The following is a 13,443-nucleotide window of genomic DNA, read 5'->3' on the forward strand; positions in this document are numbered from 1 at the left end:
CCCGTCCAAAGCCGAACGCGGAGCGTCCGTTGAGGCGTTCCCACGCAGAGCGTGGGAACGATCCAAATAACCGCCTGATCGTCAGCTATCCGATCAGCCTGCTCTAAACATCACCACCGATCGTTCCCATGCTCTGCGTGGGCATGCAGCCAGGGACGCTCCGCGTCCCGTCCAAAGCCGAACGCGGAGCGTCCGTTGAGGCGTTCCCACGCAGAGCGTGGAAACTATCCAAATAACCACCTGATCGTCAGCTATCCGATCAGCCTGCTCTAAACATCACCACCGATCGTTCCCATGCTCTGCGTGGGCATGCAGCCAGGGACGCTCCGCGTCCCGTCCAAAGCCGAACGCGGAGCGTCCGTTGAGGCGTTCCCACGCAGAGCGTGGAAACGATCATTCGCCCGGATCACTCCCGCGATTCAACCCCCAACTCATCCCACACCGACTCGGCCAGGTGGAACGTTGCGTTGGCGGCGGGGATGCCGCAGTAAATCGCGCTCTGCATGATCACTTCCTTGATCTCGCCACGGCTCACACCATTGTTGGCGGCGGCACGCAGGTGCAGTTTGAGTTCACCTTCGCGGTTCATGCCGATCAACATGGCAATGGTGATCAGGCTGCGGGTGTGGCGCGGCAGACCCGGGCGGGTCCAGATGTCGCCCCAGGCGTGGCGGGTGATCATTTCCTGGAATTCCGAGTTGAACTCGGTCAGGGTTGTCAGGCTGCGGTCGACATGGGCGTCGCCCAGTACCGCGCGACGCACCTTCATTCCTTCGTCGTAACGCTGCTTCTCGTCCACAACAATCCCCTCAATGAGCCGACAAAAACGCCAGGACCCGCTCGCTGAACGCAGCGCCGGCCTGGACGTTGGACAAGTGCGCGGCGTAGAACTCGGCGTATTCGGCGCCCGGCACATGCTCCTGAATGAAATGCCCGCCAGACGGTGGCGTCACTGCATCCTGAGCGCCAGCAATCACCAGCAGCGGCGCCTTGATCGACGACAACTGATCACGGAAATCGGCATCACGCACCGCTGCGCAATTGGCCGCGTAACCTTCTGGCGAAGTCGCCGCGAGCATGTCGGTAATCTGCTTGGCCGCTGCCGGGTTGGCTTCGGAGAAGTCCGGGGTGAACCAGCGTGCAATCGAGGCGTCACGCAGCGCAACCATGGCGGCCTGACCATCGCGCAGGACCATGTCGATGCGTGGATTCCAGATCGACGGATCGCCGATTTTCGCCGCCGTATTGCACACGATCAGTTTGTTCAAGCGCTCGCCGGCATTGATGCCCAGCCACTGGCCAATCAACCCGCCCATGGACAGACCACAGAAATGCGCACGCTCAATGTGCAAGGCATCGAGCAGCGACAACACGTCACGACCCAGTTGCTCGATGCTGTACGGTCCCGGCGTTACCAGCGATTTGCCGTGGCCTCGGGTATCGAAACGCAGCACGCGAAAATGCTCGGTGAACGCCGGGATTTGCACGTCCCACATGTGCAGGTCAGTGCCCAGAGAGTTGGATAGCACCAGCACCGGTGCATCGACCGGTCCATCGAGTTGGTAATGTAGTTCGCCATCGGCGAGTTGAACGAAAGCCACAGCAGTCTCCTTCAGGCAGTCAATGCACAATGGTCAGCCACCGCGCGCTCGACCCAGGTTTTCGCCTGGCCGAGGTAGTGAGCGGGGTCCAGCAGATGATCGAGTTCGGCGGCCGTCAGTTCGGCGGTCACCTGCGGTTCGTCGCCAAGCACCGCACGCAGGTGGCGCTGTTCGGCCACGGCGCGTTTACAGCATTGTTCCAGCAGATGGTGCGCGGCATCGCGGCCGACCCGTTGCGCCAGGACGATGCTCACCGCTTCGGCAAGCACTAGGCCTTGGGTGAGGTCGAGGTTGCGGGCCATGCGCTCGGCGTCCACCTCCAGCCCTTGAGCGATCAACAACGCTTGTTGCAGGCTGCCGGACACCAGGCAGCAGATTTCCGGCAGGGTTTCCCACTCGGCATGCCACAAGCCGAGGCTGCGTTCATGTTCTTGTGGCATGGCGCTGAACAGCGTCGACAGCAGACCCGGAACACGCGTCGCCGCGCCGATCAATACCGCTGCGCCTACCGGATTGCGCTTGTGCGGCATGGTCGAGGAACCGCCCTTGCCCGGCGCCGATGGCTCGAACACTTCAGCGGCTTCGGTTTGCATCAACAGGCTGATGTCGCGACCGAGTTTACCCAGGCTGCCGGCGATCAGACCCAGCACCGCGCCGAACTCCACCACGCGATCTCGCTGGGTGTGCCACGGCTGGTCAGGCAAGCTCAGTTGCAGCTCTTCGGCCAACGCTTGAGCAATCGGCAGCGCTTGCTCGCCGAGGGCCGCGAGGGTGCCGGAAGCGCCGCCGAACTGCAGCACCAGCAAACGCGGCTTGAGCTCGGCCAAACGTTGACGACTGCGGGTCACCGCCCCCAGCCAACCGGCGATTTTCATGCCGAGGGTGACGGGTGTGGCGTGCTGCAACCAGGTGCGTCCGGCCAATGGCGTACTCACATAACGCTGAGCCTGACTCGCGAGGATTTGCCCCAGTTGCGCCAGATCGTTTTCGATCAGTTCCAACGCCCGGCGCAGTTGCAACACCAGGCCGCTGTCCATCACGTCTTGACTGGTCGCACCCAAGTGCACGTAACGTTCAGCCTCGGCATTCTGCGCAGCGATCTGCTTGCCTAACGCCTTGACCAACGGAATCGCCGAGTTGCCGGCGACGGCAATCGCCTCGCCAAGGGCAGCGAAATCGTAATGCCCGGCCTGGCACGCATTCTCGATTGGCCCGACAGCACTCATCGGAATCAACCCGACCCGTGCTTCGGCCCGGGCCAATGCCGCTTCGAAATCGAGCATCGCCTGCACCCGCCCCTGATCGCAGAACACCTCACGCATATCGCGGGCAGTGAAGTAGGCATCGAACAACTGATTGCCCGGTCGCTGGTTCATAAACAGTCCCTGAAGGCGCGGGCCTTTGTGGCCCGCGCGTGAAGATCAAAGGTCGTGATGCAGATACTTCGCCTGTTTCGGCAGACGCAGGCTGAACAGGAAGGCTATCGCCATCATCACCGTTACGTACCAGTAGAAGGCGTTTTCCATGCCGACGTTCTTGAGGCTCAAGGCCACAAATTCCGCCGAACCGCCGAAGATCGCATTGGCCACCGCATATGCCAGGCCGACACCCAGTGCGCGCACTTCGGGCGGGAACATCTCGGCTTTCACCAGACCGCTGATCGAGGTGTAAAAACTGACGATCGACAGTGCCAGGGTAATCAGCACAAAAGCCAGGAACGGGTTGCTGACGCTTTTCAGGCTCAGCAGGATCGGCACAGTGCACAAGGTGCCCAGGGCACCGAACCAGAGCATCGAGTTACGTCGACCGATCTTGTCGGCGAGCATGCCGAACACAGGCTGCATGCACATATACAGGAACAGCGCGCCGGTCATGATGTAGCTGGCGGTCTTGGCGTGCATGCCGGCGGTGTTCACCAGGTATTTCTGCATGTACGTGGTGAACGTGTAGAAAATCAGCGAGCCACCGGCGGTGTAGCCCAGCACGGTAATAAACGCCGCCTTATGGTCGCGGAACAGCGCCCTGATGCTGCCGGCGTCTTTGTTCTCGCGCATTTCCTTGCTGGTGGTTTCTTTCAGCGAGCGACGCAGGAACAGCGAAATCAACGCCGCCACCGCACCGACCACGAACGGAATCCGCCAGCCGTAGGCGCGCAGGTCTTCTTCAGTGAGGAACTGTTGCAGGATCACCACCAGCGACACTGCCAGCAACTGCCCACCAATCAGGGTCACGTACTGGAACGACGCAAAGAACCCGCGCTGGCCCTTGAGCGCCACTTCGCTCATGTAGGTCGCAGTGGTGCCGTATTCACCGCCCACCGACAAACCTTGCAGCAAGCGCGCGAACAGCAACAGGATCGGCGCCCAGACACCTATGTCTTTATAGGTCGGCAGGCAAGCGATGAGCAGCGAGCCGAAGCACATCATCAGAATCGAGATCAGCATCGAGTTCTTGCGCCCGTGCTTGTCCGCGACACGGCCGAAGATCCAGCCGCCAATCGGCCGCATCAGGAACCCGGCAGCGAACACGCCCGCGGTGTTTACCAACTGCACCGTGGGGTTGTCGGACGGAAAGAACGCGGGGGCGAAATAAATCGCACAGAACGCGTAGACGTAGAAGTCGAACCATTCGACGAGGTTGCCGGACGAAGCGCCGACAATGGCGAAGATCCGCTTGCTGCGTTCTTCACCCGTATAAAGAGCTGTAGGAGCCGTGGGAGTCGTCATCGTTTTTCACTCAATAGGGACAGTAGAGTCTAGACACACTTTGCAACAGTCCCGTTCCGCAGAAGCATTACCTGAGGCCAAAACACGCACTTGTGGCGAGGGAGCTTGCTCCCTCACCACAAGTTTTGAGTCCATTCAATAATCGAAGAACACCGTCTCGGCATCGGTGCCCTGCAGAATCACATTCCACTGATACACGCCCGATGCATCCTTCTTCGCCAGCAACGTGCTGCGGCGCTCGGCCGGCACGCACTCCAGCAACGGATCGTCGACGTTGGCCGGTTCACCCTCGAAGTAGATCCGCGTCAGCAGGTGCTTGACCAAGCCACGGGCGAACACCAGAACCACAAGGTGCGGCGCCTGGGTCGTGCCCTTGAGGCCTTCGACCGTGCCCGGCTTGATGGTGGTGAAACGAAAACGCCCTTCGGCATCCACCGGCACCCGGCCGAAACCTTCGAAATTCGGGTCCAGAGGTTTGTCCTGGTCATCTTCGGGGTGGTCGTACTTGCCGGCGGCGTTTGCTTGCCAGACTTCCAGCATGGCGTCGTTGACGACATCGCCGTTGCCATCGACCACTTGCCCGGTGATCGCCACGCGCTCGCCCAGGGTTTGTTCGACGGTCAGGTTTTCGCGGTTCAGCCAGGTCAGGCCGATGTGATAGTACGGCCCTACGGTGTGGGACGTGGTCGCAGTCAGCGTCATCTTATTTCTCCATCGGCGTGGCGTCGCGGCCGCGCAAAACGATGTCCCAGCGATAACCGAGGGCATAGGAAGGGATGGTTTTTTCCAGATCGAACGTGGCGATCAAGCGCTCTTTGGCGCTGGTATCGGGCACGCAGTTGTAGATCGGGTCGTAAGCCAGCAGCGGGTCGCCCGGGAAATACATTTGCGTGACCAGGCGCGTCAGGATGCTCGGCCCGAACAGCGAGAAATGGATGTGCGCCGGGCGCCAGGCGTTGTGATGGTTGCCCCACGGGTACGCGCCGGGCTTGATGGTCTGGAACTGGTACCAGCCATCGGCGTCGGTCACGGTGCGGCCGGTGCCAGTGAAGTTCGGATCCAGCGGCGCGTCGTGCAGGTCACGGGCGTGGGCGTAACGACCGGCGGCGTTGGCCTGCCAGATCTCCACCAGAATCCCCGGCACCGGCAGACCGTTTTCATCCAGCACGCGGCCATGAATGATGATGCGCTCACCCTGCGGCTGACCTTCGTGCTGAGCGGTCAGGTCATTGTCTTTTTCGTTGACGCGCTCGGCGCCGACGGTCGGCCCGGTGATTTCCGACAGCGAATGGGGCAGAAACACCAACGGCTTCGATGGCGAGCGCAGGTTGGTGGATTGATAGCTCGGGTGCAGGTACTCCGGCTGAGTACCCTCCTGCGGGCGACGATAACCAGGCTTGTCAGTCATTACACTTTCCTCAGTTCTTATTAGTCGACAGGGCGTGTCAGACCCGTTCGATTGCCAAAGCCAGACCCTGGCCGACACCGACGCACATGGTCGCCAGGCCTTTCTTGCCACCGGTCTTTTCCAGCTGATGCAACGCCGTCAGGACCAGACGCGCACCGCTCATGCCCAACGGATGCCCCAGGGCAATGGCGCCGCCGTTTGGATTGACCTGCGGCGCGTCGTCGGCAATTCCCAGCTCACGCAACACCGCCAGACCCTGGCTGGCGAAGGCTTCGTTGAGTTCGATCACGTCGAAATCGCTGACCGCCACACCAAGGCGCTCGATCAGTTTACGTACCGCCGGCACCGGGCCAATGCCCATCACACGCGGTGCCACACCGGCGCTGGCCATGCCCAGCACTTTGGCGCGGGCAGTCAGACCGTGTTTTTTCACCGCTTCGGCCGAGGCGAGGATCAGCGCCGCGGCGCCGTCGTTCACGCCCGAGGCATTGCCGGCTGTGACGGTTTTGTCGGGACCGTTGACCGGTTTGAGTTTGGCCAGGGCTTCCAGGGTGGTGTCGGCGCGAGGATGTTCGTCCTGGCTGACGATGGTTTCACCCTTCTTGTGGGCAATGCGCACTTCGACGATTTCTTCGGCGAAAAAACCTGCGGCCTGGGCGGCAGCGGTGCGTTGCTGACTGCGCAAGGCGAATGCGTCCTGATCGGCGCGGGACACCTTGTAATCATCAGCAACGTTGTCGGCGGTCTGCGGCATCGCGTCCACACCGTACTGGGCTTTCATCAGTGGGTTGATGAAACGCCAGCCGATGGTGGTGTCTTCCAGTTTCATGTTGCGCGAAAACCCGGCGTCCGCCTTGCCCATCACGAACGGCGCGCGGGACATCGACTCCACGCCACCGGCAATCGCCAGCTCCATTTCACCGCTGGCGATGGCGCGGAACGCCGTGCCGATGGCGTCCATGCCCGAGGCGCACAGGCGATTGAGAGTCACGCCGGGAATGGTCTGCGGCAAACCGGCCAGCAGCAGCGCCATGCGCGCCACGTTGCGGTTGTCTTCACCCGCCTGGTTGGCGCAACCGAGGAACACCTCGTCGACGGCATTCCAGTCCACCGATGGATTGCGCTCCATCAAGGCCTTGAGCGGCACGGCGGCCAGGTCGTCGGCGCGAACCGCAGACAAACCACCACCAAAACGGCCGATGGGGGTGCGAATCGCGTCGCAGATGTAAACGTCACGCATCATGCTTCTCCAGGTGCTTCAGATGGGTAAAGCCTTCCGACTTTGAAAAAAAGGCGCCGATGCGCAGCGCCGGAGTGGCTGAAGAGTAAGCCCGTGAAAAACGTCAAACAATCCGATAATCGACTGAGTGTTCGCTTATCGAACACATTGTTATCCGGCTATTGGTACCCGAAAGCTTCGCGGGCAAGACTCGCCCCTACAAATCCAGGTGCCTCTGTAGGAGCGAGGCTTGCCCGCGAAGATGCCATCAACCACGATGAAGATTCAGACGCCTGAAATCAGGTTGCATCCGCATGGCTGACCAAACCCTTGATCACCACCGCGGCGGTCGCCAATGCTGCCGGAATCACCAACGCCGTCAGCACCTGCTCGAAGTTCCAGCCCAGGCCCAACAGCGTGGCGCCCATCCAGGCTCCGAGGATCGCACCGAAACGGCCGATACCCAGCATCCACGAAACACCGGTGGCACGTCCCTGAGTCGGATAGAAGCGCGCGGCCAGCGATGGCATCGCCGATTGCGCGCCGTTGACACACATCCCCGCCACCAGCACCAGGGTCGCCAACAACGTGATGTTGCCCAGGCTCTGCCCTACCGCGTAGGCAAATACCCCGGCCAGCAGGTAGAAAGTACCGATCACCTTGTGCGGATTGAACCGATCCATCGCCCAACCCACGCCCACCGCGCTCAATACCCCACCGAACTGGAACAATGCGCCGATGAATGCCGCCTGTTCCATGCTCGCGCCGCTATCGCGCATGAGGGTCGGCAGCCAACTGGTCAATAGGTAAACAATCACCAGCCCCATAAAGTAAGTCAGCCACAGCAACAATGTGCCAACGCTGTAGGTGCCCGAGAAGATCACCGCGAACACGTTGCGCGCCTTCACGGTTTTCTGTTCCGGCACACTGAAGCTGGAGGCTTGGGCCACCACAGTCGGATCAATCGGCGCCAGCGCCTGGCGCACCTTGTCAGTACCGCGATTGCGCACGACCAGGTAGCGTGCCGATTCCGGCAACCAGAACAGCAAAACGACAGCAAGGATCAGTGGCAGAATCCCGCCGATCAGCAGCAGGCTGTGCCACCCGAACGCCGGAATCAACTTGGCGGAAATGAATCCGCCACCGGCCATGCCCAGGTTGAAACCGCAGAACATGCTGGTCACCAACAGGGATTTCTTGCGCTCCGGGGTGTATTCCGACAGCAGCGTCGTGGCGTTGGGCATACCGGCGCCCAGGCCCAAGCCGGTCAGAAAGCGCAACACCAACAGTTGCTCGACGTTGGTGCTGTAAGCCGAGGCCAGGCTGAACGCACCGAACAGCAGCACTGCACCGACCAGTACGACTTTTCGTCCAAAGCGGTCAGCCAGCGGGCCGGAACCCAGTGCGCCAAAGACCATGCCGATGAGCGCGGCACTCATCACCGGGCCGAGACTCGCGCGATCGATCCCCCAGTCCTGAGAAAGCGCAGGCGCAATGAAACCCATGGCCGCCGTGTCGAGGCCATCGAGGAAGACAATCAGGAAACACAGAATCACCACTCGCCACTGATAACGCGAAATGGGTTGAGCATTGATGAAGGACTGCACGTCGAGGCAGTTCCCTACAGCAGACTGAGGCTGGTTCATTATTTTTATTCCGTGGATCACAGTCGAACGGGGAGCCAGCCAATGCTGGCGCAGCCGCGACATTAATGATCCGGAGGAAACAGCGTCAATTCACCCGAAGCAACTCTGTGCGATTATCGAACACCTTAGGCAAACAGTTGAGCGCTGAGATCGCGGCTGGCGCTTAACAAACCAGGGAGGAAGCGTTGTTCCAGCTCATTACGGCTGACCCGACCCGCATGGGTACTGACGTTGAGGGCCGCCACCACTTGACCGGACGCGTCGTACACCGGTACCGCAATCGAGCGCAGCCCCTGCTCCAGTTCCTGATCGACGATGCACCAGCCTTGCTGCCGGACTTCCTTCAAGCATTCGAGCAATGCCTCTGGAGTGTGGATCGTGCGACTGGTCTTGGCCTGCAAATCGGCGTGCTCGAGGTATTCCCCCAGGGACGAGTCATCCAGCGCCGCCAGCAGGATCCTGCCCATTGACGTGCAATAGGCCGGCAAGCGCCCACCCACCGACAGATCGACCGAAATCAGCCGCTGGGTCGTTGCCGAGCGGGCGATGTACAGAATGTCGTCGCCTTCCAGGGTCGCCATGTTGCAGGCTTCGTGCAGTTGCTCGCTCATGCGGTCCAGATACGGCTGGGCCGACACCGCCAGCGGTGTCGAGGATACGTAGGCATGGCCGAGGGTCAGCACTTTGGGCAGCAGGGAATACGTGCGGCCGTCGGTAGTGGCGTAGCCAAGTTTGATCAGGGTGTGCAGGCAACGTCTTACTGCAGCGCGGGGAATTTCCGTGCGGTGACTGATCTGCGCAATGGTCAGGTGCCGTTTGCGCTCCTGAAACGCTTGCACGACAGCCAGTCCCCTCGCCAGCGATGTCATGAAGTCCGGATCACCTGTGAGTGCCTGGATTCGCTTGGCGGGCGACGCGACGATGGGCGGTGCCACAGAAGCAAAGGAATTGCGCAGTTGATCGTTCATTACAGATTCTCTTCCCACACGGATCAGCGAGTATTACAAGTGGCTATCGGTCCGGCGCACAAGCCGTGCCGGCTCCAGATTGGGCGATTATCGAACCGTTGACCGATAATCGCAATCGCCGTACATCATCCGAGCCAATCAAAGAGCGTGTTTCAAGCATTCACCACGGTGACAATGCAGACTTGCCAAGGTCGATGTAATTGCCAAAAAGTTGTTCGACTTAATGGCGCCAGAAAGCTATCACTGAACAGTGATAGCATTCAGCGCTCTAGTTGGCCGTGAAAGTAACGAGTAACAAAACGATCACACATCGCGACCTACTTTTAACTCTGTAGAGATAGAGTTCTGTGAATCGCTCGCTATAATGCAAATCAGTAGCCAGACGGTTTTCTACTTGCCGACTCCGCTACAAGGTGGCGCGATGTTCCATCGCTGCCGCCCCCGGCAAGCGCCCGACGCTGACTGCATTGCATCGTCAACGCGCTCGCTGAAAACAGGAAGCTGATGCTGCGTCAGCTATTTATCTCTGGTGCCGTGGTCGCCTGCAACATGGACGTATTGATCGCCCTGCCGTAAAACAATGCCCTCACCGGCCTTGTCGATGCGTCGAGAATGATCGATACATTGGATGCAGCGCGTTTCACCAGAATTTATCTCAACTCAATCAGGTAGCACTGTGACGAAAGACGAACTGCGCGCGGAACTTGAGCGCCAGGAACAACGTTACAAGGAAGTTTACGGCGGGGAAGTCACCACCTACGCCGCCCAACCCGAACCGGAGCGCAAACCCTGGCGTAAACGCGCCACCGTTCAGGATCAGGTTTTCAAGCAAGAACTTGAAAAAATGGAAAAGGAACTCAAAGCCGAAGAGCCTTGATGGTCCCGGCTTTAATCCTTACAAGGGTCTGCGATTGCACCCGTTAAAAGCGGGATGCATGGATGTTGCCTTTTGCGCCCGCTACAAGCGGGCAGCGGCCACCTTGCTCATCCGACAAGGTAAAGGGCGCATATCCGACCCTCTTCTCAGAAATTTCACACAAGCGTTCAGGCCCCTCCTCCGAGCGCGCGAAACCCTTTTGCCATGGGTGTTTTCAAATAAATTCAATGACTTGCAAGGCCCGTAAAATCACCGACACGCAGGACTGCGGCTCAAATTAATTCGTTGAAGAATGTTACCAACGAGCAGCTAGTGCATTGATTGGCACGCTTTTCTGGCATAATCCCGCCCCCCTTATGACCGGGTCAGAAAACCTTCATGATCGATTTATTCAGCGGACTGGATGCTTGGGTGCTAGTGAGCCTCCTGCTCGCCCTGACTTTTGTCCTCGCCTTCGAGTTCATCAACGGATTTCATGACACCGCTAACGCGGTAGCCACTGTTATCTACACCAAAGCGATGCCGCCTCATCTGGCGGTGTTCTTTTCCGGTGTGTTCAATTTCCTCGGCGTGTTGCTGGGCGGCGTTGGCGTGGCGTATGCCATCGTCCACTTGCTGCCGGTGGAGCTGCTGATCAATGTGAACACCGGTCATGGACTGGCCATGGTGTTTTCGTTGCTCGCCGCCGCCATCGCCTGGAACCTGGGCACCTGGTACTTCGGTATCCCCGCTTCCAGCTCCCATACGCTGATCGGTTCGATTCTCGGTGTAGGCCTGGCCAACGCCCTGATCAACGAGATTCCGTTGGCTGATGGCGTGAACTGGCAGAAGGCAATCGATATCGCCATGTCGCTGGTGTTCTCGCCGATGGCAGGTTTCCTGATTGCAGCGCTGATTCTGATCGGTCTGAAATGGTGGCGTCCGCTGTCGAAGATGCACAAGACGCCGGAACAGCGCCGCAAGATTGATGACAAAAAGCACCCACCGTTCTGGAATCGCCTGGTCTTGGTGATATCCGCCATGGCCGTGAGTTTCGTGCACGGTTCCAACGATGGCCAGAAAGGTATCGGCCTGATCATGCTGGTGCTGATCGGTATCGTGCCGGCGCAGTTCGTCCTTGATCTGAACAGCACCACCTACCAGATCGAACGCACCCGCGATGCCACCTTGCATCTGAATCAGTTCTACCAGCGCAACGCCGAAACCCTCGGCGAGTTCCTGGCACTGGGCAAAAGCGTGGAAGGTGATCTGCCGGAGAAATTCCGCTGCAACCCGCAGCAGACCGAACCGACCATCAACGCGTTGCTGGGCACCCTCAAGGGCGTAGCCGACTACCGCTCGCTGTCGGCGGAAAGCCGCATCGAAGTGCGCCGCTACCTGCTCTGCCTGGATGACACCGCGAAGAAAGTCAGCAAGCTGCCAGGCCTGCCCGCCCGTGAAAAGGCTGACCTGGACAAGCTGCGCAAGGACTTGACCACCACCACCGAATACGCGCCGTTCTGGGTGATTCTGGCGGTGGCCCTGGCCCTCGGCCTGGGCACCATGGTGGGCTGGAAACGCGTGGTTCTGACCATCGGTGAGAAAATCGGCAAGCAGGGCATGACTTATTCCCAGGGCATGTCGGCGCAGATCACCACTGCCAGCCTGATCGGCATGGCCAACATCTTCAGCTTGCCGGTGTCCACTACCCACGTGCTGTCTTCAGGCGTGGCCGGTACCATGGTCGCCAACAAAAGCGGTCTGCAAGGCGGCACCGTCAAAACCATCCTGCTGGCCTGGGTGCTGACCCTGCCAGCCACGGTTGCCCTGTCGGCCGGTTTGTTCTGGCTGGCCTCGAAGGCACTCGGCAGCTGATCAGCTGCCGAACGAAAAAGGCGCGCTCCGCAAGGACCGCGCCTTTTTTATTACCGGATGATCGTTCCCACGCTCTGCGTGGGAATGAATCCCGTGACGCTCCGCGTCAGAATTGGACGCAGAGCGTCCATGGCGGCATTCCCACGCAGAGCGTGGGAACGATCAAGAACGCAGAGCGTGGGAACGATCAACTTCAAGGAATCGCAGGCAAAAAAAAGGGCAACCGAAGTTGCCCAAAATGCCTTGCGTGCTCATTGCATCCAGAAAGACCTACGGTTTTTTCCGCTTGTGCGAATCCTTCCAGATAAAAAATCCGAATCCTGCAAAAAAAACGAACATGAGGCTGACGGTCAGCACTCCGGCGATCACCACGTTGTCGAAAAACATGACGCGTCTCCTGCTGTTGCCCTGTTGCGATAGGGCTAAGTTACCCAAACGGGCAGGAGAAAGAATTGACCGGGATCAATGTTGCCCGAGACCGGGCTCAAAGGAGGGGAAAAACTGACCTGCATCAACCGATGACGGGGGATTCAACGTTTTTTCGGTTTGTTCTTCGGTTTTTTCTTCGCCTTGCCCAGCGGCATGGCTTGCTCGAACGCCTGACGCACTTCATTAAGGCGTTTTTCGTTGAGGTCATGGACACGCTTGGCGCGTTCGGCGTTGAGGTCGATCAGTTTGTCGTCTTGGCTCATGGCGTTCAGTGCATCACTGGCAAATGAATTCAGCTGCCGAGGCAGGTTTGCGCCAATAATGCGGTCTGGCGACAGCGCTGACCAGCCACTCGCTCAAATCTCGATGTCGACCCACAATCCCTGGCGGGGCTGATCTTCCATCAATGGCGCCACCGGTACGGTGTTGTCGGCATTGAGTTCGTCCCCTGGGATGGCCAGATGCGCTTCAGGGTCTTCGTCGGCTTCACGGCGACGTCTTTCCTGTTCCTGCTTGCGCCGCTGTTCTTCGCGCAGCAGCAAGGCGGTTTCTTCAGGGTCACGCTTGTTCAGGTCGATGGTGCTGTCCGTGGAGCTTTCCTGCACGGGCACCACAGGTGCTATGTCCGGGCGCGGGCGGACCGGGTCGTGCTGAGAGGTGATCGGCACGGCACTCAAGGGAAGCATCGGTGGCAGCATATTTTTTGGTCTCCTGT

Annotated in this window: 14 protein-coding genes; 2 read left to right on the forward strand and 12 right to left on the reverse strand. The window is 59.5% G+C overall.

Annotation, left to right across the window (positions count from 1 at the left end):
- Positions 1-406: 406 nt before the first annotated feature.
- From pcaC to pcaR, 9 genes are all read right to left on the reverse strand, one after another.
- A complete protein-coding gene (pcaC, locus tag D8U73_RS09790; protein ID WP_007976697.1) occupies positions 407-799 on the reverse strand; it encodes a 4-carboxymuconolactone decarboxylase in 393 nt (130 codons plus the stop codon).
- 10 nt (positions 800-809) lie between these two features.
- Positions 810-1,601, reverse strand: coding sequence for a 3-oxoadipate enol-lactonase (gene pcaD / locus D8U73_RS09795; protein ID WP_130904355.1), 792 nt, complete (start codon positions 1,599-1,601; stop codon positions 810-812).
- An 11-nt stretch (positions 1,602-1,612) separates the two neighbouring features.
- Positions 1,613-2,977 (reverse strand): 3-carboxy-cis,cis-muconate cycloisomerase, encoded by a 1,365-nt coding sequence (locus D8U73_RS09800; RefSeq protein ID WP_130904356.1) that lies wholly within the window; start codon positions 2,975-2,977, stop codon positions 1,613-1,615.
- Positions 2,978-3,022: 45 nt separating this feature from the next.
- Entirely contained in the window at positions 3,023-4,327 is a 1,305-nt protein-coding gene (locus D8U73_RS09805) for an MFS family transporter (protein ID WP_130904357.1), read from the reverse strand.
- 135 nt (positions 4,328-4,462) lie between these two features.
- Positions 4,463-5,029, reverse strand: coding sequence for a protocatechuate 3,4-dioxygenase subunit alpha (pcaG, locus tag D8U73_RS09810; protein ID WP_056856099.1), 567 nt, complete (start codon positions 5,027-5,029; stop codon positions 4,463-4,465).
- A gap of 1 nt (position 5,030) precedes the next feature.
- Positions 5,031-5,735, reverse strand: a complete 705-nt coding sequence (gene pcaH, locus D8U73_RS09815; RefSeq protein WP_056856100.1) for a protocatechuate 3,4-dioxygenase subunit beta — start codon at positions 5,733-5,735, stop codon at positions 5,031-5,033.
- A gap of 37 nt (positions 5,736-5,772) precedes the next feature.
- The gene (pcaF, locus tag D8U73_RS09820) at positions 5,773-6,978 is read right to left on the reverse strand and encodes a 3-oxoadipyl-CoA thiolase (protein ID WP_177336598.1); all 1,206 of its coding nucleotides are present in this window, start codon (positions 6,976-6,978) and stop codon (positions 5,773-5,775) included.
- Positions 6,979-7,253: 275 nt separating this feature from the next.
- Entirely contained in the window at positions 7,254-8,600 is a 1,347-nt protein-coding gene (locus tag D8U73_RS09830) for an MFS transporter (protein WP_056856102.1), read from the reverse strand.
- Positions 8,601-8,725: 125 nt separating this feature from the next.
- Positions 8,726-9,568, reverse strand: a complete 843-nt coding sequence (gene pcaR, locus D8U73_RS09835) for a pca regulon transcriptional regulator PcaR (protein ID WP_130904359.1) — start codon at positions 9,566-9,568, stop codon at positions 8,726-8,728.
- A gap of 676 nt (positions 9,569-10,244) precedes the next feature.
- Between pcaR and D8U73_RS09840 the strand changes: the two genes are divergently transcribed.
- Positions 10,245-10,445 carry a hypothetical protein gene (locus D8U73_RS09840; protein ID WP_008056863.1) on the forward strand — a complete coding sequence of 67 codons (201 nt, stop codon included), beginning with the start codon at positions 10,245-10,247 and terminating at the stop codon, positions 10,443-10,445.
- A gap of 378 nt (positions 10,446-10,823) precedes the next feature.
- A complete protein-coding gene (locus tag D8U73_RS09850) occupies positions 10,824-12,299 on the forward strand; it encodes an inorganic phosphate transporter (RefSeq protein WP_056856104.1) in 1,476 nt (491 codons plus the stop codon).
- 270 nt (positions 12,300-12,569) lie between these two features.
- Here the strand turns inward: D8U73_RS09850 and ccoM are convergent, their stop codons facing one another.
- The 3 genes from ccoM to D8U73_RS09855 all read right to left on the reverse strand — a co-directional run bounded on the left by ccoM (position 12,570) and on the right by D8U73_RS09855 (position 13,426).
- Positions 12,570-12,686, reverse strand: coding sequence for a cytochrome c oxidase subunit CcoM (gene ccoM / locus D8U73_RS29665; protein ID WP_056856105.1), 117 nt, complete (start codon positions 12,684-12,686; stop codon positions 12,570-12,572).
- Between the two features lie 143 nt (positions 12,687-12,829).
- A complete protein-coding gene (locus D8U73_RS29145) occupies positions 12,830-12,991 on the reverse strand; it encodes a hypothetical protein (protein WP_008074569.1) in 162 nt (53 codons plus the stop codon).
- A 93-nt stretch (positions 12,992-13,084) separates the two neighbouring features.
- The gene (locus tag D8U73_RS09855) at positions 13,085-13,426 is read right to left on the reverse strand and encodes an aspartate-semialdehyde dehydrogenase (protein WP_130904360.1); all 342 of its coding nucleotides are present in this window, start codon (positions 13,424-13,426) and stop codon (positions 13,085-13,087) included.
- Between the last annotated feature and the right edge of the window lie 17 nt (positions 13,427-13,443).

It is taken from the genome of Pseudomonas sp. Sample_22 (assembly GCF_004307635.1).
Classification (GTDB): Bacteria; Pseudomonadota; Gammaproteobacteria; order Pseudomonadales; family Pseudomonadaceae; genus Aquipseudomonas.

Excerpts from the sequence above, each read along its gene's own strand:
- D8U73_RS09855 (WP_130904360.1), bottom strand. The coding sequence starts at position 13,426 with ATGCTGCCACCGATGCTTCCCTTGAGTGCCGTGCCGATCACCTCTCAG.
- pcaR (WP_130904359.1), bottom strand. The coding sequence starts at position 9,568 with ATGAACGATCAACTGCGCAATTCCTTTGCTTCTGTGGCACCGCCCATC.
- ccoM (WP_056856105.1), bottom strand. The coding sequence starts at position 12,686 with ATGTTTTTCGACAACGTGGTGATCGCCGGAGTGCTGACCGTCAGCCTC.
- D8U73_RS09805 (WP_130904357.1), bottom strand. The coding sequence starts at position 4,327 with ATGACGACTCCCACGGCTCCTACAGCTCTTTATACGGGTGAAGAACGC.
- D8U73_RS09830 (WP_056856102.1), bottom strand. The coding sequence starts at position 8,600 with ATGAACCAGCCTCAGTCTGCTGTAGGGAACTGCCTCGACGTGCAGTCC.
- pcaG (WP_056856099.1), bottom strand. The coding sequence starts at position 5,029 with ATGACGCTGACTGCGACCACGTCCCACACCGTAGGGCCGTACTATCAC.
- D8U73_RS09800 (WP_130904356.1), bottom strand. The coding sequence starts at position 2,977 with ATGAACCAGCGACCGGGCAATCAGTTGTTCGATGCCTACTTCACTGCC.
- D8U73_RS29145 (WP_008074569.1), bottom strand. The coding sequence starts at position 12,991 with ATGAGCCAAGACGACAAACTGATCGACCTCAACGCCGAACGCGCCAAG.
- D8U73_RS09850 (WP_056856104.1), top strand. The coding sequence starts at position 10,824 with ATGATCGATTTATTCAGCGGACTGGATGCTTGGGTGCTAGTGAGCCTC.
- pcaH (WP_056856100.1), bottom strand. The coding sequence starts at position 5,735 with ATGACTGACAAGCCTGGTTATCGTCGCCCGCAGGAGGGTACTCAGCCG.
- pcaF (WP_177336598.1), bottom strand. The coding sequence starts at position 6,978 with ATGATGCGTGACGTTTACATCTGCGACGCGATTCGCACCCCCATCGGC.